This window comes from Candidatus Bathyarchaeota archaeon (assembly GCA_026014725.1).
Taxonomy (GTDB): domain Archaea; phylum Thermoproteota; class Bathyarchaeia; order Bathyarchaeales; family Bathycorpusculaceae; genus Bathycorpusculum.
On the sequence record JAOZHV010000044.1, the window covers coordinates 264615 to 290658 of the forward strand.

General features: G+C 43.4%; 26 protein-coding genes and 1 pseudogene. 16 read left to right on the forward strand and 11 right to left on the reverse strand.

The window, feature by feature from the left end; genetic code table 11:
• Nucleotides 1–74 precede the first annotated feature (74 nt).
• The 3 genes from NWE95_08890 (at nt 75) to NWE95_08900 (ending at nt 3553) form a co-directional block, all read left to right on the forward strand.
• The gene (locus NWE95_08890) at nt 75–1433 is read left to right on the forward strand and encodes an ATP-binding protein (GenBank protein MCW4004009.1); all 1359 of its coding nucleotides are present in this window, start codon (nt 75–77) and stop codon (nt 1431–1433) included.
• A 100-nt stretch (nt 1434–1533) separates the two neighbouring features.
• The gene (locus tag NWE95_08895) at nt 1534–2871 is read left to right on the forward strand and encodes a C/D box methylation guide ribonucleoprotein complex aNOP56 subunit (GenBank protein MCW4004010.1); all 1338 of its coding nucleotides are present in this window, start codon (nt 1534–1536) and stop codon (nt 2869–2871) included.
• Complete coding sequence (locus NWE95_08900) at nt 2855–3553, forward strand: fibrillarin-like rRNA/tRNA 2'-O-methyltransferase (protein ID MCW4004011.1); 699 nt, start codon at nt 2855–2857, stop codon at nt 3551–3553. Before NWE95_08895 ends, NWE95_08900 begins: the two co-directional genes overlap by 17 nt.
• Before the next feature lie 15 nt (nt 3554–3568).
• Here NWE95_08900 and NWE95_08905 read toward each other — a convergent pair whose 3' ends face one another.
• Complete coding sequence (locus tag NWE95_08905) at nt 3569–5680, reverse strand: glycosyl hydrolase (protein MCW4004012.1); 2112 nt, start codon at nt 5678–5680, stop codon at nt 3569–3571.
• Between the two features lie 205 nt (nt 5681–5885).
• Here NWE95_08905 and NWE95_08910 point away from each other — a divergent pair, with 205 nt between their 5' ends.
• From NWE95_08910 to NWE95_08925, 4 genes are all read left to right on the forward strand, one after another.
• Nucleotides 5886–6308 (forward strand): MgtC/SapB family protein, encoded by a 423-nt coding sequence (locus NWE95_08910; GenBank protein MCW4004013.1) that lies wholly within the window; start codon nt 5886–5888, stop codon nt 6306–6308.
• Nucleotides 6309–6435: 127 nt separating this feature from the next.
• Nucleotides 6436–7566 (forward strand): hypothetical protein, encoded by a 1131-nt coding sequence (locus NWE95_08915; protein MCW4004014.1) that lies wholly within the window; start codon nt 6436–6438, stop codon nt 7564–7566.
• A 401-nt stretch (nt 7567–7967) separates the two neighbouring features.
• Complete coding sequence (locus tag NWE95_08920; GenBank protein MCW4004015.1) at nt 7968–8912, forward strand: phosphatase PAP2 family protein; 945 nt, start codon at nt 7968–7970, stop codon at nt 8910–8912.
• An 86-nt stretch (nt 8913–8998) separates the two neighbouring features.
• Nucleotides 8999–10426 carry a M48 family metalloprotease gene (locus NWE95_08925; protein MCW4004016.1) on the forward strand — a complete coding sequence of 476 codons (1428 nt, stop codon included), beginning with the start codon at nt 8999–9001 and terminating at the stop codon, nt 10424–10426.
• A 265-nt stretch (nt 10427–10691) separates the two neighbouring features.
• On the opposite strand, the gene NWE95_08930 is transcribed toward NWE95_08925, so the two are convergent.
• From NWE95_08930 to NWE95_08945, 4 genes are all read right to left on the reverse strand, one after another.
• On the reverse strand, nt 10692–11300 hold the full coding sequence (locus tag NWE95_08930; GenBank protein ID MCW4004017.1) for a hypothetical protein: 609 nt from the start codon (nt 11298–11300) through the stop codon (nt 10692–10694).
• Complete coding sequence (locus NWE95_08935; GenBank protein ID MCW4004018.1) at nt 11290–11868, reverse strand: hypothetical protein; 579 nt, start codon at nt 11866–11868, stop codon at nt 11290–11292. The genes NWE95_08930 and NWE95_08935 overlap by 11 nt, the downstream gene beginning before the upstream one ends.
• Before the next feature lie 87 nt (nt 11869–11955).
• Entirely contained in the window at nt 11956–12663 is a 708-nt protein-coding gene (locus tag NWE95_08940) for a hypothetical protein (GenBank protein ID MCW4004019.1), read from the reverse strand.
• A gap of 102 nt (nt 12664–12765) precedes the next feature.
• Nucleotides 12766–12936: a hypothetical protein gene (locus NWE95_08945; GenBank protein MCW4004020.1), complete on the reverse strand. Its 171-nt coding sequence runs from the start codon at nt 12934–12936 to the stop codon at nt 12766–12768.
• Between the two features lie 119 nt (nt 12937–13055).
• Here NWE95_08945 and NWE95_08950 point away from each other — a divergent pair.
• The 6 genes and pseudogenes from NWE95_08950 (at nt 13056) to NWE95_08975 (ending at nt 18635) form a co-directional block, all read left to right on the forward strand.
• Nucleotides 13056–13454, forward strand: a pseudogene (locus tag NWE95_08950) (MFS transporter).
• Nucleotides 13455–13495: 41 nt separating this feature from the next.
• Nucleotides 13496–14080, forward strand: a complete 585-nt coding sequence (locus NWE95_08955; protein ID MCW4004021.1) for an inorganic diphosphatase — start codon at nt 13496–13498, stop codon at nt 14078–14080.
• Between the two features lie 32 nt (nt 14081–14112).
• Entirely contained in the window at nt 14113–14541 is a 429-nt protein-coding gene (locus NWE95_08960; GenBank protein ID MCW4004022.1) for an NUDIX hydrolase, read from the forward strand.
• Between the two features lie 21 nt (nt 14542–14562).
• Nucleotides 14563–14979, forward strand: a complete 417-nt coding sequence (locus NWE95_08965; GenBank protein ID MCW4004023.1) for a hypothetical protein — start codon at nt 14563–14565, stop codon at nt 14977–14979.
• 111 nt (nt 14980–15090) lie between these two features.
• Nucleotides 15091–17541 (forward strand): plasma-membrane proton-efflux P-type ATPase, encoded by a 2451-nt coding sequence (locus NWE95_08970; GenBank protein MCW4004024.1) that lies wholly within the window; start codon nt 15091–15093, stop codon nt 17539–17541.
• A 131-nt stretch (nt 17542–17672) separates the two neighbouring features.
• Nucleotides 17673–18635, forward strand: coding sequence for a hypothetical protein (locus NWE95_08975; GenBank protein MCW4004025.1), 963 nt, complete (start codon nt 17673–17675; stop codon nt 18633–18635).
• 204 nt (nt 18636–18839) lie between these two features.
• Here the strand turns inward: NWE95_08975 and NWE95_08980 are convergent, their stop codons facing one another.
• The 4 genes from NWE95_08980 to NWE95_08995 form a co-directional block, all read right to left on the reverse strand.
• Nucleotides 18840–19721 (reverse strand): hypothetical protein, encoded by an 882-nt coding sequence (locus NWE95_08980; GenBank protein MCW4004026.1) that lies wholly within the window; start codon nt 19719–19721, stop codon nt 18840–18842.
• 12 nt (nt 19722–19733) lie between these two features.
• Nucleotides 19734–20153 carry a hypothetical protein gene (locus NWE95_08985; protein ID MCW4004027.1) on the reverse strand — a complete coding sequence of 140 codons (420 nt, stop codon included), beginning with the start codon at nt 20151–20153 and terminating at the stop codon, nt 19734–19736.
• Between the two features lie 237 nt (nt 20154–20390).
• On the reverse strand, nt 20391–20843 hold the full coding sequence (locus tag NWE95_08990; protein ID MCW4004028.1) for a hypothetical protein: 453 nt from the start codon (nt 20841–20843) through the stop codon (nt 20391–20393).
• Nucleotides 20844–21221: 378 nt separating this feature from the next.
• Entirely contained in the window at nt 21222–22280 is a 1059-nt protein-coding gene (locus NWE95_08995; GenBank protein MCW4004029.1) for a radical SAM protein, read from the reverse strand.
• Between the two features lie 146 nt (nt 22281–22426).
• On the opposite strand from NWE95_08995, the gene NWE95_09000 reads away from it, so the two are divergent.
• Together NWE95_09000 and NWE95_09005 are read left to right on the forward strand one after the other, a co-directional pair.
• A complete protein-coding gene (locus NWE95_09000) occupies nt 22427–22846 on the forward strand; it encodes an OsmC family protein (protein MCW4004030.1) in 420 nt (139 codons plus the stop codon).
• Nucleotides 22847–22917: 71 nt separating this feature from the next.
• A complete protein-coding gene (locus NWE95_09005; GenBank protein ID MCW4004031.1) occupies nt 22918–23091 on the forward strand; it encodes a hypothetical protein in 174 nt (57 codons plus the stop codon).
• Nucleotides 23092–23195: 104 nt separating this feature from the next.
• On the opposite strand, the gene NWE95_09010 is transcribed toward NWE95_09005, so the two are convergent.
• Complete coding sequence (locus NWE95_09010; protein ID MCW4004032.1) at nt 23196–23633, reverse strand: hypothetical protein; 438 nt, start codon at nt 23631–23633, stop codon at nt 23196–23198.
• Nucleotides 23634–23824: 191 nt separating this feature from the next.
• Here NWE95_09010 and NWE95_09015 point away from each other — a divergent pair, with 191 nt between their 5' ends.
• Nucleotides 23825–25189, forward strand: coding sequence for a hypothetical protein (locus NWE95_09015; protein MCW4004033.1), 1365 nt, complete (start codon nt 23825–23827; stop codon nt 25187–25189).
• Nucleotides 25190–25193: 4 nt separating this feature from the next.
• On the opposite strand, the gene NWE95_09020 is transcribed toward NWE95_09015, so the two are convergent.
• Nucleotides 25194–25976, reverse strand: coding sequence for a G1 family endopeptidase (locus NWE95_09020; protein ID MCW4004034.1), 783 nt, complete (start codon nt 25974–25976; stop codon nt 25194–25196).
• Between the last annotated feature and the right edge of the window lie 68 nt (nt 25977–26044).

Below are 26044 nucleotides of genomic sequence, written 5' to 3' on the forward strand. Positions count from 1 at the left end.
AAAAATACTTAATTCATAATGAGGGCATAAACTATGTGAAGGCTCTTTTTACGTTTTTTCGGGTGGCAATACGCTTGAAAATTGTTAAGGAAGAAAATAAAGCCGTCGTGGAAACAAGCGGAAGGGGTGCTCAGCCTATACGGAAAATTATTGGTTGGTTGAAATGCGCTTTGAGGCAGAATTCGTATGAGAATAAGGATGAGTATAAACGGCTTTTTCTTGCGGCAGATATTTCGCAGGCTAAAATCGTTATTGTTCTATTTGCAGCGATAATAGTGCTTTTTATTTTAAGTGATTACATGTTTTTTAATTTGTCAGTGGTATTCTACGAGTTGGTGGCCTTAAGGCTGGTTTTGCTTGCATATTGTGTTTGGCAGTTTATGTTCATCGGTAAAGTAGAGAATTACTGCTCCTACGACAGGTCAACTCTCCTTTACTTACTCACAATTTCGGTTGGAATATTAATCGTAAATTCTACGCGCCCTGAAAATTTTCTTCCACACATAATTGTTATTGACACTGCCGTCTTTGTCTACTATCTTGTTATCCCAAACCGATTCATCTACCAAGCAATACCAGCGTTAGTTTTCACTTTAGGAGAGGTCGCAATCCTCATGCTAACTTTTGAGGTATTCGAGATGCCAGCACTTTTCATAGCCCTTCTAAGCCTAGCGTTTACCAATGTCGTCGGTGCATTGGGCGCCCTCCAACTTCACTCATATCGGCGAAGAATTCTTGAAAATGTAACAGAACGCAAAGAAACTGAACGTCTTGCGGCAATTGGGCAGACCGCAAGCATGATTGGGCACGATATAAGAAATCCTCTGCAAGCGATTGTTAGCGAATTATATCTAGCAAAAGACGTCATCACCAGTGGTTCTCACCCTGAGGAGGAAAAAAAGCCAGCGCTAGAGAGCATAAACATCATCCAAGAGCAAACTGATTATATTAGCAAGATAGTATCGGACCTGCAAGACTACGCTAGGCCGATAACACCAGAATTTTCCAATGTTGATTTATCCGAATTAATTGTCAGTGTGTTTCAAACAATTAGTCTCCCCGATGAAATTGTGTTAAAAATAGATGTGAAAGGGTTTCCGAAAATAGAAACCGACCCAACCTTGATAAGACGCGCCCTGACCAACCTAATCAACAACGCCATCCAAGCAATGCCTGACGGTGGCACACTGGGATTAACAGCGGTAAAAACAAAGGAATACATCATCATTAAAATTTCTGACACAGGCAAAGGCATACCTGAAGAAATCAAACCAAAACTATTCACGCCACTGGTGACCTCCAAGGCTAAAGGTCAAGGGCTAGGACTAGCAGTCGTTAAACGGCTAGTTGAAGCATTGGGCGGCTCAATAACGTTTGAAAGCCAACTTGACAAGGGAACAACATTCACCATCCGCTTACCTGTCAAAGATTAGCGTGCCGAAACAGTTGTTTGTCATGCCTTCAGGGTTCGGCAAAGAAATTCTTTATTAAGTTAGAGTGTTGACAATAGTTAGTTTACTCGGGGCTAAACAAATGAAAGCATTCATAATCCAGTTTCCCTTCGGCGTAGTAGCCTTCAATGAAAAAAACAACCTAGTCGAGAAGGCGCTGTTTCCAAAAAAGCCACAAGCAGCGGCAAAAAACCTGCTAAAGACCGAGACGGGAAAGCTATCAGACCAAGTTTCTTCACTCATCACCCTGTTAAAGAATGTAGATTATGACACGTTTGTTTTTGAAACAGCCAGTTTAGCAGAGGAAGCCCAACGGAAACTAAAGGTCCACGTTGAGGTAGCTAAGCCTGCGGAAGCAGCAGTTTTGCACTCGCATATGGGGGAAATCGCGCTTGAAAGCGGCTTCGTCAAAGACGAGCAAGAGCTGAACCTTTGGAACCGCAATGTCAGCATGGAACTTGCGAAATTAAGGATTAAAGGTGCAACTGCTAAGCGTGACTTAATCGTTGCTCAAGGCATCCAAACACTCGACAGTTTAGACCAAACCGTAAACCTGTTCATGGGCAGACTACGCGAGTGGTATGGCGTTTATTTCCCAGAGCTTGACCGTCTCATTGAAAAACATGAAACCTACGCGAGGCTCGTCATAAACCTCGGAGCCAAAGAAAACTACACCGCTGAAGCGCTGGAAAAAGAAAATATTCCCAAAGAGCGAGCCCAGCTTGTAGCCAAAGCGGCTGAATCATCCATGGGCGCAGACATCGCTGAGACTGACATAGAACAAATACAAGCCTTAGCCAAAGACGTGCTTGAATTCTATAACCTGCGCAAAAGCATGGAAGACTATGTTGATAAAACTATGGAGGAAATGGCACCGAATGTGCGTGCTGTTGCAGGAGCACTTTTGGGTGCACGCTTAATTGCCATTGCAGGTAGCCTCCAGAATTTGGCTATGCGACCAGCCAGCACAATACAAGTTTTAGGCGCAGAAAAAGCACTTTTCCGCTCACTAAAAACAGGTGCGCGTCCACCAAAACACGGCTTGATATTCCAGCACACGCTGTTGCATGATGCAAAACGCTGGCAGAGAGGAAAAATCGCCCGAGTTATCGCGGGGAAACTCGCCATAGCCGCCCGAGCAGACGCGTTTGGAGGAGGCCACTACATTGGAGAAGAACTCAAAGCAGACATAAACAAGCGCATCGAAGAAATCCGCGAAAAATACAAGGAGCCGCCGCCACCAAAAGAACCCAAATCAAAACCAGTGTTTGAACGGCGAGAAGAACGACCTCAAAGACGCGAAAACTTCCGAGAAGGCGAACGAGGCGGATTCAGGGAAAGACCACGGCACGAAGGGCCTCCAAGAGGCGGAAAGCGCAGGCGTAAACAGTGGAGAGACAAGCGTGCCCGTCAAGGTTAAACCACACCCTAAGTTTAAAGAAATCTACCAAGTCACCTTAGAAGATGGCGCGCAAAGGTTAGGCACAAAAAACCTCACGCCAGGCTTAAACGTGTATGGCGAACGGCTCGTCAAGTTCAAGGGTGTTGAGTACCGTGTGTGGGATGCTTTTCGTAGTAAGCTTGCAGGCGCAATAATCAAGGGCTTGAAAAACGTTCCCATTGAACCAGGCTACAGAGTGCTATATTTGGGTGCGGCTTCAGGCACAACACCCAGCCACGTTTCAGACATTGTGGGTGACACGGGTCACGTGTACTGTGTCGAGTTTGCTCAGCGGTCACTCCGAGACTTAGTGAATAATGTTGCCGCTTACCGAACCAACATTTCACCGATTTTAGACGACGCAAGAATGCCAGAAAGGTACGCCATGTTCATCTCAAGCAAAGTAGACACAATTTATTGTGACGTTGCCCAACCAGAACAAGCAAAGTTGCTGGCGGACAACGCTGACTTTTTCCTCAAGCCAGAAGGGTGGGTTATGTTGGCATGCAAGTCGCAGAGCATCGATGTCACTATGGCTCCAGACGCGGTTTACCAGCATGAAGCCCGAGTTTTAAGGAAGAGGGGCTTTGATGTTAAAGAAATCGTGGTGTTGGACCCGTTCGATAAAGCGCACGCCATGATTGTGGCTCAGCGACAATAAATTATGTTCCACCGACTATTTGCTCTTCACATAAGTGTCTTGTCTTAAAAATATAATTATCAGTACGACTGCAACCGCCGTCAGTGCTGCTATTCCCACGTAAAGAATTACAGGTGTATTATTGGCGGCATACGGATTCGGTGTCGCTGTTGCTGTTGGCGTCGGAAGAGGTGTTGCAGTTGGCTGGGGCGTTATAATCGGGGTTGGTGTGGGTTTAGGTGTAGGTGCTGGTGTCGGCGTTGGGGTTGGAGAGGGCGTTGCTGTTGGGGTTGATGTTGGAGTAGGCGAAGGCGTAGGTGTTATAGGGATTGGTGTAGGAGTTGGGGTTGGATTAGGAGTCTGCGTTGGGTTCGCTAAGTTTACATATGTGGTGTATGCCTTTTTGGGGTTTGCGTTAATATCAAACAAGCCGAAAGTATCGCTTCCTCTATCATTTAGTTCATACCACGTGTAAGCTTTCACGTTTTGGGTACTCAGAAGAGTGAAGGATTGATTGAGGAAATTAACCTGTTCAGGCTCAAAGAGGTCAAGGTAGAATGATTGTTGCCCAATCTCTGTTATCCAAACATCCTTTCCAGTAATTTCACGATATGTAACGATGGAGTTTATGAATGCCCTTTGCGCCCTAGCAGAATATGCTCCCCAAGGGTAAGCGTGAAGGCTGATTGCATCGCAATAATCCATGCCTCCCAGCGAAACAACTTGTTTAGCGAAGTCAAAGCCTTGCTCAACTAAAGGCTCATTGCCAGAGTAGAGGTGTAATCCTCCAAAAGCGATTACTGTAGATTCTGGCGACGCTGACTTTATTATCATATAAGCCGCCTTCAGCATTTCGGAATATGTAGTGGCAGTGCCGTCAAAGTATCCGAGCCAATATTGAGCATCGGTGGGTTCATTCCAAATCTCCCACGTCTTCACTATGTCCCCGTATTGCTCAACTGCTGTTTTGACTGTTTGATTCCAGTCTTGTAAGGTGAATGAGTCGTTGAAGTTCATGGTGCGGTGCAGTAGTTTCCCGATTAAGGGTATGTTGTATTTTTTTGAAAGTTGGTAAATATTTTGCCAGTTGCTGTTAGGGTCATTTATTTCTACATCAGCGAGGATGGTAAAGCCGTCGGCTGCTATGGTTGCGGCTTGTGTTTCACTCATTTCGTGTGCTAATATGCCGTTTATCATGGGACATTTTCTCAAGTGCAAGTAGTCAATGTATGCCTTAGTGAGGTCCAGCAGATAAGACGGCGACACGTTCGCCGTGCTGTCGATGTGGGATTCAATTGCTGTTCGCTTTGCAAACTCGTTCCAAGATATAATCGTGATTATCTTGACATTACCTTGGCGTGCTTCATTTACTGCTCTGCTCCACTGCTGACCATATAATCCCTGTGTATAGTTTACGTCTACTTGCCAGCCATCTGCGTCATATCTTGGGCAAACGCTTATCTGGCCATCTCTGACTGAAACAGGCTGTGTTGACAGCGTTGGGTCTGGAACTTGATATTCCCAATCATCAAGGTCGCTGTGGCAACCGATTAGGCGCATGCTAAATCGAGGGTCTTGTGGGACGCCGTTTGCCGTTAGGTTTCTGCTGTGGTCGTCGTAGAAACCAATGGCAGGTTTGCTTTCCAAGAGAAAATAATTAGAGGAGTATTTTGACGCGTAAGTATCATAAAGGTAGTTGTAAATCATGGTAAAATTGTAGTTTCCAGTTGTGCTGTTGTAAGCTTCTGCCCAGCCATTGCCAAAAGGTTCCACCATCATGAAAAACTGTATACCCGTGTAGTTTGTAGTTATTTGATTGACGATTTGTTGGGTATTGTTGTCAGAAGCAGAACCTTTTCCCCACCATGAAAATATAATAAAGTCTATTCCTGACTGGTTAAACCAATCAAGATGTTGCATAATCACAGAAGTGTTTGAAGAGTCATACGTGCCCAAGATGGGCGTATCAACACAGTTAACGTGATTTACTGCCCAGTCACCATTGTACCATGGATAATAATATATGCCTACTTTAACGTCATCAAACGCAGATGCCCTAACGCTTGTGAAAACTGGTAAAATGAATAGTTGTGCTAAAAGAAAGAACACAAGGACGGGCAGAATTTTTTTGATTTTTAAGTCAGGCATTGCTCGTATAACTCAGTGCTGAGTCCTTAAAAATTTTCCACATATACCGCCTAAATTCAAACCTCGGCATTAGCAAGATAAGACCTAAAGTTATCTTAAACCCTTTGAGAAAGGCATAGCTTGCACCTAAGAAATGATTGAAGCAACCGACGAATAACACCAGCGATAAGTGCGCTTTTATACTCTAAAGGACTATTCAGTATTTATGCAGACCATCCTTAGTTTTAGTACTCTTGCCAGTTTACTAATAGCCGTGCTTTTAGGCGCCATAGTAGGGATAGAAAGAGAAATCACCCACAAACCTGCAGGGTTAAGAACGCATATGCTGGTTTGTTTGGGGTCATGCCTGTTCACGCTTGTGTCGATTGGGTTTAGCGTTGACCCAGCTCGAATAGCCGCTGGGATAGTAGCGGGAATCGGTTTCATAGGCGCAGGCACAATTTGGTCTGAAAAAGACAAGGTGCAAGGCATAACTACTGCTGCGAGCCTTTGGGCAACGGCAGCTATCGGGTTAGCGACAGGGATAGGCGATTATCCTTTAGCAGCTGCTGTAACTATACTTGTGTTCTTGATATTGTTGGCGCGGTACCCTTTAAGAAAATCAGGGTTAGAAAAACATGTGGACTAACGACTTCAGACGTTCTCGTGTAGCTTGCAACCAGACCTTAACCGAAATATCTTTGTCTTAGTTGTTACTCCAACACAGTCACAAATTCTTATTAATTAAAGAGTCAGCCAATAAATCAGGTGAAACAATGCTTTTTTCAACTAGAAAAATATTTTTTGCACTATTGTTTCCGCTTCTCATCAGTATACCTTTAGCTTCGGCGCAGCAGGGACCTGCAAGGGTAACAAGCCCCACAAGCCAAAACCTAAACCACATCACCCCCGTCAGCACATCTGAAGCATGGGCAGTAGGTGACAACGGCGCGATAATAAAATGGGATGGAACAGACTGGAGCCTTGTGTCTAGCTCAACAACAGCCAATTTAAATTCAATTTCTTTTGGCAACGCTTCTAGCGGATGGGCGGTTGGCGCCTTAAACAACAACGGCGTCATACTATATTGGAATGGATCAACATGGAGTACTTGGACAGATGTGACAGTTGACACTACAGGCTTGACTGGGGTACCACTTTATGGAGTAAGCATGCTTGACGGCTCCTTTGGTTGGGCAGTAGGCGCCAGCGGCACTGTCGTTGTTTGGGACGGAACCCAATGGGCAGGACAAAAAAATGTAACACCCAACACGCTTCGCTCAGTAGCTACAGTCAGCCAAACAGATGCTTGGGCAGTAGGCGACAACGGAGTAATCATGCGATGGACAGGCACCGAATGGACCAGCGTATCAAGCCCCACTAGTTCTAACTTGTATTCGGTATTCACGTTCAACTCAACAGATGCTTGGGCAGTCGGCGGCGAACAGAACACAGGTGTCATATTGCACTGGAACGGGTCAAATTGGTCAGAATGGACAGACATCATAATGTATCATCCTGAATCAGGCACTGCACCACCAAGTGAACCGGTCGATCACGTTAACGCAACCCTACACTCAGTCTTCGTTTGCGACACAGGAGACGGATGGGCATCAGGAACTGACGGCATGGTCGTGTATTGGAACGGTACATTATGGAATGCCATAAGCAGTGGAGCCTCAGAAACTCTCAGGGGAATTTCTGTGGTTGTACCAGCAACTGGAACTACACCGTCCAAGGGATATGCTGTTGGCGATGGCGGTATAATTCTCGGTTGGGAAGGACACCAATGGATACCAGAAATATCAGTATTCATACTTGCGCCAATACTATTAACGTTCGCTGCATTACTTTTAATACTTAAGAAAACGGCAAAAAGACCAAATCTCTTCTTTTTTAGAAAATGAAAAGCGCTTGGCGGATCAGCACGATAGCCGCCTAAAAGAAGAAACCAAGTGATTTGCTACCGTGGTTCGCCAAGCTGATTTTTCCGTTTGATTACTGATTTGTATATCAGTCACGTAACTTATTTTTCATGTTTTAGTCTAATGTGATTTTTTTGATTACAACTATAATGTAGCCAAAACTATCCAAAATTTTGCCAAATACGTTTTTCTATTAAACAATGTGCGGTGGCTTGTTTATTTTTTTTTGAGTTTTTCATTAATTAGTTAATATCTTGTATTAGAGAAAAAACAATAATTTGGCATAATTGCAAGGAAGCCTTGGGCTGCTTGATAGGGAAAGGATAAATCCGAAAAATACATTAAGAGTCAACGTCCCTACAGAAAAACTGGTTATTAGAAAGATGGTCAAGAAAGAGGAAAAGAAAAAATCAAAACTTGAGTTACCCTTCGATTATCATTCGTCAAGATTCTTCTCTCTTCTTTTCCCAGCAGTATACTTAATAGCCATAGGAATATTTAGCGTCCAATATAGCATAATTCCTGGACCCGAACTTTTGATTTTAGCTTTTTTAATTTATGCAGCATACAACAAGCGCACATGGCGTTTTCTCAAAGATTGGCTTCCATTTATCACAGTCTTTATTTCATATGAATTGATGTATGGCTTAGTGGGAAGCATATCCCAGAATAATCTACATTTGGGACCTTATCGATTGGAAGCGGCCTTATTTGGTCAAATTCCGACCATAGTTCTTCAGCAAACAATCCGGACGCCCTTTCTTGATTACATGGGAGCCTTTTTTTATTCTCTCCATTTTTTTGCACCAACAATCTTTGCTTATATACTATGGCGGGTAAGCCACAAAAACTATTGGAAGTACACTGTCGCTTTCGGAATATGCACCTACGGTGCGCTCATAACTTTCCTCTTTTACCCAGTGGCACCCCCATGGATTGAATTGAACTCAACATATAACCTCGCCTATTCAGGGCCGCAGGTTTTGCGAATCCTGACTGGTTCAGTTGATGCTAGTTTGGGTATTCCTGTTTACAAGACACTCTTTGACTTCTTAAGTCCCAACTTGTACGCTGCCTTTCCGAGCATGCATTGCGCATTGCCCTCGCTAATTTCTTTTTTCGCCATCAAACTTTGGAAGAAAAAAGCGCTCCCAATCTTAATCTTTCCAATTGGTGTCTTTTTTAGCGCCGTCTACCTTGGCGAACATTATATCGTGGATGTTGTGGGTGGAATCGCGTATGCTGCAATAGCGTTTTTAGCTGTAGAGAAACTCTTGCCTTTGCTGTCGAGCAAGAGTGACTTTCTGAAAAAGCATACGCCTGTTTGATTAATGTCTTTTGATACTAAAGGATAATAGAGAGAACGGCTTATTTTTTGATGAATGTCTAGCCCGAAAGGCAGTGACTGATATTTATGGAAGTTATATCAAAAAATACTCAATCTTACAGTATAACTCCCAATGTTCCCCAGAGTTACATGAGCAAACTCTACGACTTCATGTACCGATTCTTTCTTCTTCCTCAGAAAAATCGGTTTGCTGATATTTCGCTTGGAACGTTTTCAATCAGTTATTCCGTTATCGATGCTTCTGGAAAGAGAAAGTTACGTGTTCAAGCTCATGGCAACGAACAGCTAAACGTGACTATTGAACCGATTGAGACGTTGCCCGAAAAGGAAATTTTGAAGTCAAAAGAAGACATTGTGATTGCAGTAAACATGTTTGAAGAGCAAGTGCAAAAGAACAGTCTCTTTTTCGCTTGGAGAGAAGGCGAATCAATACTTCCTGAAGCCATGTCTGGAAGAGAGAATAAGTCCCTTCGTCGGATTTTTCTGGAGACACAGATTTTGCTGATTGCTTTTTTCATGACTGTGGGTATTATCCTGTTTTTATTCATTGGACCGTTTGTTCCGATAGTTTTGCTTGCAATACAATTTGTGTTTGTTTTCTTTTCCAACAAGATAATTGCTAGAACGGCTGATTGGCACATTACCGAGAAGAATCCATACATCCATGTTCTTCAGTACCCGCTCTCTGCCGGAGAGGACAATCCTGTGCAGAAACTTTCCAAAGAGGAAATTACCAAATTAAAGAAGCAAATATATGAAACAACAATAGCAAAAACTGGCGGGCTCGATTGCAGCGTGGCGGAGGGCGTTTTTTCTCAGTATGGGATAGCATGTAAACAGGAGAATTTGATAAGTCGCAAAGTAAACGTTTACGAAATAGTGCAAAACACAGCAGCAAAATTTGGCTACAAAGTGCCTGAAATCGTTGTTTCAAATACTCTTCTTCCTAACGCGGCAGCATCTGGTCCCAGCCCAAGCCGAGGCGTAGTGCTGATAACAACAGGAACCTTTTTACACCTTAACAAGGAGGAAATCATAAGTGTATTGGGACACGAGTTTGGTCATTTGAAAGGGCGCGACCCATTGTGGTTATACGGCTTGTCAGCGGTTCAATATCTCTTCTGGTTCTATGTAATTTTTGGGCTGTTGCCGACAACATCATTCCTTTTACTGTTCATTTACTTGTGGGCACTGCTAACCCTGACATATTTTATAGCCAAATTCTTTGAGGCAAGAGCCGATTTGATTTCAGCCATGGTCATAGGTCAACCGCATGTTTTAGCCGACGCCTTAGAAAAGATAGGCTTCCAAAGGCTGCTCTACGAGCGCGTACCTTCCTTCCGTTTTCAAGAATGGCTAAGTATGGACCCGCATCCGCCTATTTACTTTAGAATAGCTCGCCTACGTGCAATAGTTGGAAAGATTGAGGCGAAGCATCCCCTTATAAGATCAGCACGAGAAGTTACAAGGGGCTTCTTCAACAGTTTTTCTTAATTAAAACTGCTCCATTCACTTTCCAGCGGCACAACAAAAAGAGCACTGGCGAGATTGATTATTTTTATAAAACATAGCATATTTGGAGCCTATTAGAAACTCGTTGCAGAATCTATAGAGGGGTAGGTCGTATTGGCGGTTTTCAATACCAAAAGCTTGCTGGGCAATCGGTGCTTTAAATAGGAGGATAGGGGTAGCTGGCAGAGCAACAAAGTTACTCACTTACTAATAGATGATAAGCGGTTGCGCTAAGAGAATTTTTCACTTATACGGTTTTAGTTTCAACAGGACTCTCCGTTGGCTTTACATCAACAACTTTTTCAGTTAACACTTTAGCCGCCCGTCCATGGTAGAGCTTTGCACCAATACAAAGGGCAGCTGCAGAAACTGCAAGCCAAAATGGCAATAGAAAGCCACCTGAAACAAACACTTTAAAGTTTACACCCAGTCCAAAGGTCAAACTCTCCGGCAATGTTAGAGCTGAAGTGCCCATCAAAGGAATGTTTATGCCTAAAAAGGCAGCGATTCCAACGGGGGTTAGCAAACCAACGATAAAACCAACTAAAGCCCACAATGGCTTCTTGTAAGAAAAGTTTAGCAAATGAATCGCATAAGGCTTGGTAGGAACGAAAGAGTAAATCAGCATTATAATGCCAGCCGCGGTGAACAGAAGAATGCTTGATATGTTTAGTGCCAACAAAAGAGGTATAGTAAACGAGTCGCCTAATAACCCAAAGTTAGTGTACAAGGGCGAAGCATTAATTTTGAACAAGCTATCGCCAACAGTTAAGACCCACCATGGCATAAATATTGAAAGAACTATCACTAACAATGTTAGAATGCCTGCAACTAGACCAAACCAGTTAATCCTCATGCGGCAAAACTCCTACTGGTAACTGAATGGGACCTAATAATTCACGAGGCAATTCATCTAGCTGAAATTCAAGCCCCGCTACTGCTACGTTAATATTTTTGAATGTAACATCGATTGTATCCGAATTAGAATGGCTCTTAAAGTAGTCTAAAGCTTCTTGGCTCCAACTGCCCGCGATATCGATAAGTCCACTCTCATTCGGACCAATACTTAAGGGATTACCCAACGACACATTACCTAAAAAAGTGCCATCCTTAGAATAGACGCCAGCGGTAAATGAATCAACCGAAATTTCCTCAGCTATTGGGTTAGTGAAGTTAAAAGCCAACGCGTAGCTGCCGTTTTCAGAGAAGTATTGGCTTCCCACAAGCTCAGGCGGCTTAATATCAGAGCCGATAGAGGCAAGGTTTTCCAGATTGAAAAATTCTTCATTACTCGTTGAACCGCCAAATTGGGGAGGAAGCACCAGCCCGATTAAATTGTCACGATAAATAAAGACCATGCAAAGCAATGGACCTATCATAATGGCTATTGTAAGAGCTGTAATGGCTATCTTGACTTTTTCCAATCAATCGCCTATCAGCTATTTAACACGTTTAGCTTTTAACCTTTATGGAATCCTGCTTCATGTTACAGTTTATTTAATACTTTTGAGTTACGCCTTGTAGGGTGTACTTAAAACATCCTTAACCCGATTAGTAATGACAGGACCAAGACCTTGCACAGACTTTGACCAATCGTCCACATTAATCAAAGCATTCATAGGCGTCTGATAAGCATTCAAAACAGCCGTAGCTTTCTCTCGCCCAACACTTGGCAAACTCGCTATAAAATACACTTGAGCATCAGAGAGCGTATCACATTTTTTGAACGCATGCACAACTGCACTTCGTTTTTCAACAATTTGCTCTTGCCTCGCCGCCGTGTAAAGAAAATCAATGGTTTCCTTTTGCGATGCAGTGTTAACTATGGCGATGCCGTTCTTTGCAAGATTGAACATTGCTCCCCAGATGGAGCTGGGTTGGATGTGGCTGAACTTGTAGATTATTGGCAAGTAGCCTTCAAGAACAATCAGCGATTTTGGGTAAACGTCTTTTAGCCTAAACAGCTGCTCGAAGAGGTAGCGCCGTGTAAGCGTGTAGACGAAGTCGTGAACGGTTTTGCGTTCTACGGCGCATTGATCTGAGAGGATGTAGTCGCCTTTCTCTAGAACCTCGGTCTTGACGTTTACTCCTTTTTCGACTAGGCCTTTTACGATTTTTTGGGCGCTGCTTGCTTCGCGGCTATCTACGATTATGGTTGGTTCTTGGTCGTTCTTCTTTTTTTGGGTGATGAAGGGAACTAGCGTTTCTGCACTTGGCATAAGTGGTTCACTATGCTTGCGGTTATGTAGAAGCGGTTAATGTCACTTTCGTTTGAGCCGAGAAAATTTCTAGTAGTTGTTGTTGAGTAAGCCCTCTGCCCTTTACAACATCAACCAGTGGATTGTGGAAAACGTTGCGTTTTGCTTTCTGATTTGGGTTTGGGTAGCTGGCTGGTCGTGGACGCCGGGCTTAGTAACGTGGGCTGGGTTAAGAAAGTCATTGATTACGTAGTTAATCGTCAGAACAGCGACGGTGGCTACACTTTTTGCCAAGGCACCGAATCTAGTGCACAAGACACCTATTATGGACTTGCCATCCTGAACATGCTGAACGTGAAATTTCCAAACGTTGAAAAAACAATAAAATTTCTAAATGATCTTATGCTGCTTTTTCATTTCCGATAGGTGCATTAAGCGACAGGATAGGTAGGCGAAGAATTCTTGCCGCAGGTTATTTCATATCTGCCATAGCCTGCCTAGGAACAGCTTTTCTTACACCTGACTTTTTATTCCTGGTACCGCTTTTCCTCATAGCGGGTCTCTTCTCAGCAATCACAGATACGCTGGAGGGAACAGCGGCGGCTGACCTGTTGCTATCTGAATCAAGAGGAACAGGCTTTGGAGTGCTGCAAACAGTTGAGGGTGTCGGCGACTTTGCATCCAGCGCTGTAGTTGGAGTGCTTTGGGCAGTCATATCGCCGATGGTAGCCTTTTCGTATGCAGCAGTGCTGTCGGCATCTGGAGGAGTTATTCTTCTTTACTTAACAAGAGGAAATCATCCTTTACGATAACTTAAAAACCGAAATACACCATAAGAAAGTGATGTGGAAAAATGAATCTGTGGAAAAAAATTCCAGCTGGAGATAAGCCTCCCAAATTCCTCAACATGGTTATTGAGGTAGTAGGAGGTTCCCGAGACAAATACCAATACGACGTAATGCAGGAAGTACTTGTTTTAGACCGCATTATTCCGTCCTCAGTTGTTTTCCCCGTTGAGTACGGCTTTGTCCCCCAAACCCTCTCTGCGGATGGCGACCCTTTAGATATCATGGCATTAAGTTATGAGCCATTAGAGGTGGGTGCAATAGCTAGAGTTAGAGTAATAGGCGCATTGATAATTGAAGATGAAGAAGGCATTGACCCCAAAATCCTCTCAGTGCTCGTTGACGATGCAAGATTCAAAGGAATTGAGGATGCATCCCAAATACAAAAAAACAAGTTGATTGAGATTCAAGAATTCTTCGAGACCTACAAAAGACTTGAGCCGCACAAATGGACTAAGATAAAGGAATGGAAAAACGCTGAAGAAGCCGTGAAAATAGTGGTAAAAGCAATAGAAACTTATCAAAAGTCCGAGTTTGCACATAACACCAAAGATATAAACAAAGATAAGGTGACGGAGGCGACCAAAAGCTGATCTCGCAACGAGATGTGCCCAAAGGCAAGGTCTTGGTTAGCGCCTATGCTGTAATTGAGGGAAAAGAAGAAGGAATCTTGTTCATAATTGAAGGCGATGCGCCTTACCATAAAATGGTTGTCCTTCCCGGAGGATACGTTAAGCCAAATGAAACAATAGAGCAAACAGTTGTCCGTGAAGTTGAAGAAGAAACAGGCTTACATGTTGCTACAACTAAATTTCTCGGTCTCTATCAGGATTTCTTAACTGAAAACGGTGACGACCCTGTCAATCACATCATCGCCGTCTACAAAGTTGACGTTGTTGGAGGCAGATTAATCTTCTCTAAAGAAGCAACCGCGTACAAGTGGCTAACTGCGCAAGAAGCACTGGCTTCTGCAGAATTGCCTAACATATTCAAACAAATCATCGCAGATGTTGGAAAAGAACACAAAAGACGTTTCAAAATAGGGAACCCTTAGCTTTTTCCAGGGCGTGGTTTGGTGACAAAGTTAAGCGAAAGTCACGAGCGAGCCTTGAGCAGCAGCCTCTACATTATAGAAGATAATTTGCAACGGATAAAGGCGCTTCTAAAGCAAACAGGCGAAAATGAACAAACCATCACATACCGCAGGGTAGGCAAGATAAGCCCTGAATCAAAATGCAAAGCGCTTGAGGCTATAGTTGAAATGCTAAATGAAATCAAGCAGATCAAGGAAACATTCGAGTTAGAAACTGAAAAAATCAACTTAAGAGCAGAAATTTCAGCCGCTCTAGACGAAGTTTGGATTATCCTTGTCGATTTGGCGCCTGACAGGTTGAAAGCCTATGGAGAGCTTTCCGAGACTGAGAAGGCTTTGATTGCGTCTTATGCTTCATCGCTGGCGGATAAACTGAAGAAAATACAGGAATCCCTATAAATAAAGAGAAACAGTTTGCGAATTTTTGTGTTTAAGGCATTAGGTAAACATTAAGAATAAGACTGCGTATTAATCAAGCAATCAACTATTAATTATAGAAGGTTTTATCTGTTGTCTTCTCAAGATGCTGAAAAAACTTCTAGCCCTTTGGACTTTAACTTAAAAACGGGTCTCTCTTCCGAAGAAGCACAGAGAAGATACCAGAAATTTGGCTATAACGAAATTCCAGAGAAAAAAATTAGTCCCTTTCGAAAATTTCTAAGCTACTTCTGGGGACCTATCCCTTGGATGATAGAGGCAGCCGCGGTTTTGTCTTTGGTGATTCAGCATTGGGAAGACTTCGGCATTATCTTGACCCTATTGATGGTTAACTCGATTGTGGGCTTTTGGCAGGAACGCAAAGCTGAAAGCGCAATTGGGATGCTAAAGAAAAGATTGGCGCCTACAGCACGTGTGCTACGGGATGGAGTTTGGCGTGAGATGCCGTCAAGAGACCTTGTGCCTGGCGACGTAGTTAGAGTACGTTTAGGCGACATTGTTCCAGCTGACGTTAAGCTCATGAAGGGCGATGATTTATTGCTTGATGAATCAGCGCTTACAGGCGAATCCTTACCCGTGGAAAAACGTGTTTCGGACTTGGCATACTCAGGGACAATTGTAAGGCAAGGAGAGATGGATGCTTGCGTTGTTGCAACAGGTATAGCGAGCTTTTTAGGAAAAACGACAAAGCTAGTCGAAGAGGCAAAGACAGGAAGCCACTTCCAAAAAGCTGTCATAAAAATCGGAAATTACCTGATTGCCCTCGCCGCTATCATGGTTACAGCAGTGGTAATCACGGCTGTTTTCCGCGCGGAAAACTTGCTTGAAATTGTCCAGTTTGCGTTGGTCTTAACTGTTGCAGCCATACCTGTGGCGTTGCCCGCTGTTTTAACGGTAACTTTGGCTGTTGGCGCTATGGCGCTTGCCAAAAAAGAAGCCATCGTAAGCAAACTCGTCTCCATTGAGGAAATGGCTGGCGTTGATGTATTATGTTGTGACAAGACTGGAACGATAACCAAGAACGAATTAACCGTAGCCGAAGCAAAGACGTTTAATGGCTTCCAAATAGGTGATGTGCTCTTATTTGCGTCACTGGCTTCCCGAGAAGAAAACCATGACCCCATTGACGATGCAGTGTTAAACAAAGCAAAGTCTATTCAAGCTGTCAAGCAAGAACTCAGTCAATACGCTGTAGTGGACTTCAAACCCTTTGACCCTGTTTCGAAACGTACAGAAGCAACAATTGAGGATAAGGATGGTAGCCGCTTTAAAGTTTCTAAGGGTGCTCCACAGGTCGTTCTCTCCTTGGCCTCTAATACTATTGAATTTGCTAACCAAGTGGATGAAGCTGTAACAAGTTTTGCTAATCGCGGTTACCGTGCGCTTGGAGTTGTGAAAGGCAATGAAAAAGGCGACTGGCAATTTGCTGGCTTATTAGCCATTTATGACCCACCGCGCGAGGATTCTGCTGAAACAATCAAGACCGCCCAGAAAATGGGTGTAACTGTCAAGATGGTTACTGGTGACCATATTGCTATTGCTAAAGAAATTTCCAGAGAAGTCAATCTTGGAAGCAACGTTTTGACTGCTTCATCATTTGTAGACAAGCCTGACACTGAAGTAAAGGGTATAGTGGATAACGCGGATGGCTTTGCTCAAGTTTTTCCAGAGCACAAATACCGTATTGTTCAGATTCTGCAGGACCGTGGTCACATTGTTGGAATGACTGGTGACGGTGTCAATGATGCGCCAGCGTTAAAGAAGGCAGATGCGGGCATAGCGGTGGCAGGTGCAACTGATGTAGCAAAATCAGCGGCTGATGTGGTACTTACCAAACCAGGGCTTTCGGTGATAATCGATGCTTTTAAGGAGAGTCGCAAGATTTTTCAGCGCATGCAAAACTATGCTATCTACCGCATGGCAGAGACAATCAGGGTATTAATTTTCTTGACTTTTGCTATTATTGTGTTTAATTTTTATCCGTTAACAGCTGTGATGATTGTCATTTTGGCGTTGCTTAATGATTTGCCTATTATGATGATTGCTTACGATAAAGTGAAAGTTCAAGAGAATCCCGTGAGATGGAACATGCGTGATGTGCTGATTGTTGCTTCTTTGCTGGGTGCCGTTGGGGTATTCAGCAGTTTTGGGCTTTTCTTAATCGGCATACAAGTATTACACTTACCTGCGGATATTTTGCAAACGCTTATTTTCTTAAAGATGACAGTGGCTGGGCACTTGACAATCTACTTAGCAAGAACTGGCGTACACCATTTTTGGACCCGCCCGTTGCCTTCAAATCAGCTATTCTTTACGACTGAAATCACGCAGGTTTTCGCTACATTATTAGCGGTTTACGGTGTTTTCATGAGTCCCATCGGCTGGTGGCTTGCCGCTTTTGTTTGGGGGTACGCACTGCTGGCTTTTCTGGTCACTGACCTGCTTAAAATTCACTTTTTTAAGTTGCTAAGGCATAGCGAAGTGAACCTGATGTACACACCCATGGTTTCTCAAATTAAATGACGACAACCCTGATTTATGAAATGCCATTAGAAACTCGGCTGTCTGCTGTAATTTGCAAAAATTTATAACCATGCCGTCCAATATCACCGCTCGGAATATCATAAGAAAACAAGTGTTAGGTTGGTGCCTCCATGATACGTATCTATATGTTACTTGGAATAGCCCTTGTAATGCTTTTTAGTTGTGGCTCTTTCGCAGGTTCTCTTGCGTTTCCCATAACCCATGATGAGGGTCTTGCCTATATATCACTGGTCTATCAAGCGTTCAATCCTTTTCCGACGCCAACCCCGACCCCCCCACCTGAACCGACCCCTACTCCTGTCCCAACGCCTAGACCTGAACCTTCAGCTAAACCCACAATAACAATAGACTGCAAAACCACCGCTTCTGCAAGCAACCCCAAAGTGCAAGTAACAGGTACCCTTACTTACAACAACACAGGCATTAGCGGTGCCGCCATATACGTTAGCTACAGCGTTGACGACGGAAACAATTGGGAGAACTTCTCGCTGGTTCAAACTCACGCTGACGGTGGCTATGAAGCTGTTTGGATTCCCAATGCAACAGGCAATTACTTGATTAGTGCCCAATGGGACGGAAACGATACGCTACACTGGATGAACGCCACCGCAAATTTAGCGACGATGCCTGATTTAGCAGGCAACCAGTTCTCGGTAGTGTCAAACTCAACCATATCCAACCTTGCATATAATGATGCAAAACAAGAACTCAGCTTCAATACGAACGGAACCTCAAGCACAACAGGATACTTTCATGTTTGTATTCCAAAAACCCTCGTTGTCGATATCCAAACGGTAGAAGTAAACGTAGACGGCACCCCCGTTACATTTACCAGTAAATCTCACACTGATGTATGGGTTATCTCCTGCGTGTACACTCAGAGCCAACATGCCTTCACCGTGAAAATACCCTTCATGCAGACGATAACTCCAGCCACGATACCTTGGTTAGCCATAGTCATCGTCATAGTTGTATTGATCGCTGTTTTAGCTATCGCAGTAGTTATTAGACGCAGACGCAGAACAGCTGCAACCGTTGCAGCAATCCTTAAACAAGATCGACCAACATACTAAATACATGGGCTAAAATAGCGCTATCCGACATGCTCTACTGTACTTTCCGGTTCTCTATTTTGGCGTTTTCTTTCGAAGTGCGATTGACTTAGCTCAGAATAAAGCCTTTCTTGGAATCTTCTCTCTTCCATTAGTTGTAAGAATGCATATTCTTAGGAATCGAGTACTAAGGAAGAACAAAAAAAGGGGAATTTTAAATGTTGTCTAAGAAAGAGGTTTGTACAAGTCGATTGGGTGGAAAGCGTCTGTTTGTGACATAGCTTCTTTAGGTATACTGTTATATAGGAATCCTTGACCTGATTTGGTTAGGCTGATTTCTACAATGTCTTTCGAGCTTGCTTGTATGCTAGAAGTAACCGTTCCAGTCAATGTTAACCACCCTATTCTTTGAAGTCTTACAGTAATTGAATGGGGTTCGCCAGCCTTCCACAAACCAAGTCCACTGGGCTGGCTTATTTGGGTATCAAGCGTTCCAACTTTGAACCAGCATGATTCATTTATGACCATGTTGGGATAGAACAAACCCGTCTTTTTAAGCACTGTTTCTGTATCAATTAAGCTATCGATTTTATCAGTTGAAGGTGGGTGAATAGAGTTTGTAGCTCCAAAATCTGGATTATAGTTTGTTCCGAAGAATATTACGAACCTTTCAGTTATCCCTGTATCGGATGATATCTCAACGAGGTAAACTTCAGTTTTAGCATCCACGCTTTCCTTTTCAGCACCGGCTCTATGCGTGAAATTGAAATAGATTATATCTGGATAAAGGCTCGCAGGCTGCATTTTAATCTTTGTTCCATTCACCATCATTGTACCATTGAGAAAATTGCTTGGGTACTCATAGGGGCCTGCATAAGCGTAGATTACATCGACATCAAACTGTGGACCTAACTGTGCACTTGTTCTAGGTTCATTCGATTGCGGCGACGCTACTATTGCTGGAAAGTTTGGAAGAAGGAATGTAGCAATCAGTATACCTATTAAAAGCGTTGATATTGAAAAGATGGAATAGAGTAGTTTATGATTTTTAACCTTCGTTATCGGTCTGTCTGATTTCTGACATGGTATGCATCTGACTATTGCCATATATCAACTCTCCTACTGATAAGAGTAAACTTGGGCTAGAGACCCCTCGCAGAACCACATAATGTACGGAGCGGGTGGCCACGGGAAATACGAGTCAGTTGTGCCTCCTCCATATAGCCCCACCGCTGTATATATAATGTCGTTACTAGTCTGCACTTCATATTCAAAACCTACGCCGAAAGGGTCGTCTGTATCCCAAGGGACTGGCTCGTTGTAATCATACCAAATTCTATATCCCATATAGTGGTCATACCATTCATCCATGCAATCCATCATATGAACCAATGGGGGAGCCGGATCGTAGTATCCGCCTAAACCTCGTTGATGAGTAATGTAAATTTCTTCGAAATACCCGAATTCGTCTTGTCCCCATGCTGCAAGGGAGGTACCTGTTCTCTTTTTGCCCTTCGCTTGGGGGCTGGGCGGTGACACGCCCGCAATGCATTTAGCACAGCAATATGATAATCACATATTTTTGTTTATAAATTTTGTCATTTTCAATATATGGGCTAAAAAGCGCGCTAGAATTATTTCAATTTTTTGCGATTAATAATTATACCTGCACCTATGCCTATGCAAGCAATCGCTGTTACCGTAATAATAGCGACCGTTATATCAACAGTATTCGAGCTTAGCACCATAAAAATCACTGTTTGTGAAGTGCCAACATTACCATATTTGTCCTCCGCATAAATCGTTGTTATGTAGCCCATTGGGTAAGTCTCTAAGAGTCGTATTGCCGTAGATGGTCACGTTTTCTTTTCCATCAAGAGTATATGCTATCCATTCTGCAGGCTTATCAATTGAGAAATTCAAAGGGATATTCATTGTATTGTATGTTCTATTATCTATCGATAACATAGTTATGTTAAATACAGAATCACTTGAATCAACCGTAAAATGAACAGTGTTTACCCAGGAAGCGACATAATTGGGGTATAAGAAACCTTCAGTCGTATATCGCTGAAAGGGTATATCTGAAGGTGGCTCACCTGAATAATTATAGAGTCGTTCTTCAATTCCAAAGTCTATTGAGTGTTTACCAGCCGGAAGTTCGGGCAAAAAAAATGATGCTAGTAGGACATAATTTTTATCAAATGCTAAAACTGCTGGGAAATGCATACGAATGATATCTTGGTATTCACCATCAATGCTGTAATTTAAAGAGCATTGTACACCTAACCCACAATAGAAGCTAATATTGCAGAGTATAGGGTTAGAATAGGTTTTGTCGATTGGTGAGTATACGTTTAGTCCCAAAGGAAACGTTATTTTTTCAGGCGATTTTGCTTCGATCTTATAGTTCGTTGCAATGCAAAAAAAAGTATACAAATCAAGAAAACTGAAGTTACAATTTTCTTATTCAATTGGTAACCTTCTTACTTGAACCTAACAAGGGTTTTATATTAATAATTTTTGTTATAAAGTTTGTTATTAATTAGAAGAAACCCCATAGAGCGTAATAGTAAGCATTTACTCAGTTTTACCTATGGCATTTAACTATTTTCGTAAAGCGGTTGGGATGTAGGCGCATCGTAGGTCAGACCCCAAAATGTCACCAGTATAATATAGTGCTGCTGAGCGGCATCCTCCGCAGATGTCGAGGAATTCGCAGACTCCGCATTTTCCGTTGAATTTTTTTTCTCTGATTTTTTGGAACATGTCTGAGTTTTGCATGTCCTCCCAAATCTGCTTGAGTGTTTTGTCTTTTATGTTGCCGATTCGGTAAGCGTCATTGTAGCTGCAGGGGATGGCGTCGCCGTTTTCTGCAACGCTAAAGAATTTGCCCATGAAGCATCTGCCAAGGAAGAAGTGGTTGTACCAGTTGTCAAAGTCGGGCATGCCTCGCTGTTTTGCCACGCGGGCGTAGAAGGGAATGTAAACGTTGATTGCTGGTTTGCCATTGTATTCTTGGGCTAAGTCGTAGAGTTTGTTGCATACCGATTCGTACTGTTGGGGTGTCAGGTCTGCTTTGAGGCTTTCTTTATCGCTACTATAGGGGATGAAGCCGTGAAATACGACCCAACGTGCGTCGTATTTTTTGGCTAAGTCAAGCACGTGCCTGATGTCTTGTTCGTTTGCGTTTGTTATTTTGCCTTTGTTGGCAAACGTGTAGACGAGAACGTTGAGTAATTTTTCTTTGGAGAGTTTCTCTATCGCTGAGACCGCGGCGTCGTAAGCGCCTTCTCCACGGATGGCATCGTTTGTTTTTTTGCCGCCGTCAATGCTGACTGAGATTTTGGTCTTGTTTTTTACAATCTGTTGAAAGGCTTGCTCATCCATGAGGCGACCATCAGTGATAATGCTGGTGCCTAAACCCAGACTTGTAGCATAACTAAGCATTTCGAAGAGGTCTTTGCGGAGAAACGGTTGCCCCCCAGTGATGCCGAAAAAGGATGCGCCGAACTCGTTGACTTGGTCAACAATCTTTTTGGCATCCGCAGTGTCAAGCTCGTCTGGAACAGCCATTTTCCCAGCTGAAACACAATGCACACAGTTGCTGTCGCATGCGTAGGTGCATCGCCAAGGAATAATGAATACTGGACCCTTCTTTTTCAAAGCCAAACTCTCCAAGAGTTAATGGGTTATCAGAGCAGTTTTTTGGTATTTAACGCTTCATGTTTGATACCTAAATTATTAAGATAGTCGTGGACAGCAGAATTCTTAAATCGAAAGTAGCGCTTCCTTTGTTAGTGGTGATTTTAATGGCAAAAATAAAAGCCAGTGCAAAATTGTTGGAAAACACTCGTTTAGTAGCGGAAAATAGCCGAGGGCACAGCGTTATCTGCGACCTGCCGAAAGCCTCAGGCGGTGATGACACAGGACCAACCCCTCTAGAGTTGGCTTTGATGTCCTTGGCGGGCTGTGGCGTAATAATTTATGCGGATGTGTGCAAAAACAGCAAGATTGAAGCCGGCGATATTCAAATTGAAGTTGAAGCAGAAAAATCGCCAGACGTGCCCACACTAAACTCTGTGACAATGAAAGTCAACATTTCCTCGAAGGCACGCAAGGCTCTGGCGGAAGCGGCTTGGCGCAGGACTGAAGCTAATTGCCCAGTAATCTACATCTACAAGGAATCAGTTCCAGTTAAGGTTGAAGCAGACATCAAAGCCGCGCCCTAAAACGCCTCAGGCACCCTTTTTTGCAAAGTCTTTTTAATGATTAAATCGAAAGGGTTAGTGGGGAGAAGGCAATGGAAGAAAAAAGACAAGTCTACACTATACAACCCAACTGCCAACATGACAAACAGCAAACTTATACACAAAAACGCTACGACATCCTAAACGGTTTTGAATTAACGTTCACGCGTTGTTTTAGTTGCCACAAAATTTTGGAGATACAAGCAAGAAAATTCACTAAGCACTAGCTAACGATGTCAATTATGGCATGTTACCGTTCGCAAGAGTAACGTCTAATTGCATGTAGCAACAGCGCCAATTTCGGTACTGTTGTTTTAGCCCATTAATGTGTCTATGTGTAACCATAGATGTCTATGACTTCAACTTGAGGTGAAACGTCCCACTCCACACCACCCATATCTCCTATACCCTTAAGCGACGAAGAAGCAGAGATTATGTGTTGAGGTATTCCGAAATTAAGAGTGGGAATCATCCCCGGACTAATTATATCGCCATTCCAACAGGGAGTGTAACTTCCATAATCAATACTCTCAGTAAGCACTGTGCCGTTAAGACAAGTATATTGATAAACAATGGTCAGATTGTCGACAGCTTTGGCAATAGCAACTATGACATAATCAGGACCTGTTGCATCAAGAATTATTTCCCGTGTCTGAAGCTCGATTCTTTTCCCGTCTGGACTTTGAATTCCTGAGGCTTGCTGGTTTTCTAAACCTTTCGCACCAGTAGAGTAACTTATTATATAACTAGTAGTCGCACTAACTAGCATTGCTAGAAGAAGTATGGCTAAATATTTCGCTTTTTCATTCATTTTTACCATCTTTTACTAAGTTCAGGCTGTTATGCTATATAATTTACTAATACTTCGAGAATACAACTGTCGTTTGACTAGAAAATTATTAAAGCTAGATTCTGTCTGCTAACTCCTAATAGGGTGGAATCGGCATCAAAGCGCTTTCAATAGCAAAATTCGGCGGCAGCCTCCTAGACACAGAAGGCAAAAGAATCCCCAAAATCATAAAACGCATAAAGGAAATTAACCGAAAAGACGGTTTTGGACCAGTCGTCGTGTTTTCCGCGCCCATAGGCTGCACAGATACGCTCATAAGAATCGGCGAATCATACGCACAGGGAACTCCGCTTTCTCTGGAGCCTGTTTTTGAAGTTTACCAAAGATTAGCAAAAAGCCACGTTAAAGGGGAATGGCAAAGGCAAGCCGCAGACGACTTGGAAAAGTACAAGGCACAAACACAGGCGGCTCTTGAGGACGTTAACAAGCGTTTCAGCGGCAACATCAAAGCACGCATCCTCACGCTCGGCGGAGAACTCGCCATGTCCAAGCTGGCAGACTATATTTTGAAGAGCAACGGTTTAGACTCATGCGCCCTCTCAACTCAGGATTGGCCTGTTGTTACTGACGACAATTTTGAGGATGCCATACCCAATTATGAGTTAAGCAAGAAAAGAATCCACTCACTAATTGAACCGCTTGAAGAAGGCAAGATTGTTTGTATGGCAGGTTTCTTGGGTGTCACTGCAGATGGGCTTGAAACGATTTTGGGCAGAGGCGGCTCAGATTTGACTGCGGTTTTTGTTTCATGTATTCTTAAGGATGTTTACGCAACCCAGACACTCCTCTACAAGGATGTGCCAGTGCAAAGCGCTGACCCCAAAGTGGTCAAGGGACAAAAAACCGAACATGTTAAAGCACTAACCTATAACGAGGCGCATAAGGCTTCGATGATGGGGATGAAAATTGTGCAGAGCCCCGCCATTGCCATGGCAAGACGCTTCAGCCAACCATTGATTGTGGTGCCCATTGACGAGCCCAAAATGAGCTCAGTAATCCAAGCTGAAGAGAGCGGGGGCGAAGTCGTAAAGTGCCTAGCAGGCAAATCAGGCTGTGCCATCGTCTCAATGAATGATGAAAAAAGCCACTCGCTGGAAGATTCCTTGCGGATTTGGGAGCGCAGAAACGACTTCATGGACTTGGGCGCTGAAACCTTGGAAACAGGGGAGCGCATCCGCGACTTTCTCTTCTTAGACTCAGACTTTCTCAAGAAGAATGAGGAGAAACTCAAGGGCTTTGACGAGGACATGAAAATCGAATACGGCTTAGGCGTAGTCACACTCATCGGTGACAAGATGAAGGATTCTCCGGGCGTGGCATCAGTGGCGATTGGCGCTATCTCAGGCATCAACATCAAACGCGGCATTTTCGCACCGCACACATCGCAGATTATCTTGGTGGTTGAGGAAAAGAACGTTAAACCCACAGTGGCGGCTATTCACTTAAAAAAGCAAGAGATGAATCAGGCGCACTAAATCACTATCCGCTTGCTTGGTAACTAACCGTGAAGCTTGAGCCATCACCGCCAAGAGATGAAACAGAAGCTAACTTGAAATTCTGCTGGTTAATCATATCCACCTTAGAGTAGCTAAAGTTGCCTATGCGACCTGTTGCATTATTTATGGTCACAAAACAGTCCTTGAAGGTGACGTTTCCAAAATCTGACAGAGAGCTGATCTGCCGGTTCACCGTCGGTCTTTCTGTAATCCAGTCACCTGATGAGCGCGAGGAATTGTAAATGACGTTTTTGCCGAACCCCTGGCCGTTCGTAACATCCCTTATCTGTATGCTCCATTCGTCAGTATCTGGGTTAATCAAAGTAAGCGAAGCCATAACAGTATCTTGTGGGCGAATACTCATATCTTCTATTTTTATTGCAAAGTCAGGCAGCATCTCATACCAAGCATTATACGTCACTTGGCCGTTTACGACGTTGTGTTCTGTTCCCACCTGAATCAGCGTTGTATCTAATTGTCCACCAATTCCTATCCAAGCTGAAGAATAACCCGCCCCATTGGAATTGTTTACCGTGGGTACAACCCACGAAGCGTTTATGGCAACCACCTCAAACTCTGGAGTAATAAAATCATTTGCAACAACATACCCAGCCCAACTTAGGCTTGAAATATTATGTCTCTCAGGATTATTACTAAACAAGGATGAAAGATATGTCAACGAAGACATTGCAAGCATTAGTAACAGTACCCAAACTGCTCCAAGAGTAACAACACGCATTACAAAGTAGTTTCCTTTTGCCTGCAAAAATATTCACTCCTTTCTGTTTTGTTTAGAGAATAATTCTTGGATCAAAACTGCTGAAGATTATCTTC

Excerpts from the sequence above, each read along its gene's own strand:
- NWE95_08895 (MCW4004010.1), top strand. The coding sequence starts at position 1,534 with ATGAAAGCATTCATAATCCAGTTTCCCTTCGGCGTAGTAGCCTTCAAT.
- NWE95_08905 (MCW4004012.1), bottom strand. The coding sequence starts at position 5,680 with ATGCCTGACTTAAAAATCAAAAAAATTCTGCCCGTCCTTGTGTTCTTT.
- NWE95_08910 (MCW4004013.1), top strand. The coding sequence starts at position 5,886 with ATGCAGACCATCCTTAGTTTTAGTACTCTTGCCAGTTTACTAATAGCC.
- NWE95_08915 (MCW4004014.1), top strand. The coding sequence starts at position 6,436 with ATGCTTTTTTCAACTAGAAAAATATTTTTTGCACTATTGTTTCCGCTT.
- NWE95_08920 (MCW4004015.1), top strand. The coding sequence starts at position 7,968 with ATGGTCAAGAAAGAGGAAAAGAAAAAATCAAAACTTGAGTTACCCTTC.
- NWE95_08925 (MCW4004016.1), top strand. The coding sequence starts at position 8,999 with ATGGAAGTTATATCAAAAAATACTCAATCTTACAGTATAACTCCCAAT.
- NWE95_08930 (MCW4004017.1), bottom strand. The coding sequence starts at position 11,300 with ATGAGGATTAACTGGTTTGGTCTAGTTGCAGGCATTCTAACATTGTTA.
- NWE95_08940 (MCW4004019.1), bottom strand. The coding sequence starts at position 12,663 with ATGCCAAGTGCAGAAACGCTAGTTCCCTTCATCACCCAAAAAAAGAAG.
- NWE95_08955 (MCW4004021.1), top strand. The coding sequence starts at position 13,496 with ATGAATCTGTGGAAAAAAATTCCAGCTGGAGATAAGCCTCCCAAATTC.
- NWE95_08975 (MCW4004025.1), top strand. The coding sequence starts at position 17,673 with ATGATACGTATCTATATGTTACTTGGAATAGCCCTTGTAATGCTTTTT.
- NWE95_08980 (MCW4004026.1), bottom strand. The coding sequence starts at position 19,721 with ATGGCAATAGTCAGATGCATACCATGTCAGAAATCAGACAGACCGATA.
- NWE95_08990 (MCW4004028.1), bottom strand. The coding sequence starts at position 20,843 with ATGCATTTCCCAGCAGTTTTAGCATTTGATAAAAATTATGTCCTACTA.
- NWE95_09000 (MCW4004030.1), top strand. The coding sequence starts at position 22,427 with ATGGCAAAAATAAAAGCCAGTGCAAAATTGTTGGAAAACACTCGTTTA.
- NWE95_09005 (MCW4004031.1), top strand. The coding sequence starts at position 22,918 with ATGGAAGAAAAAAGACAAGTCTACACTATACAACCCAACTGCCAACAT.
- NWE95_09010 (MCW4004032.1), bottom strand. The coding sequence starts at position 23,633 with ATGCTAGTTAGTGCGACTACTAGTTATATAATAAGTTACTCTACTGGT.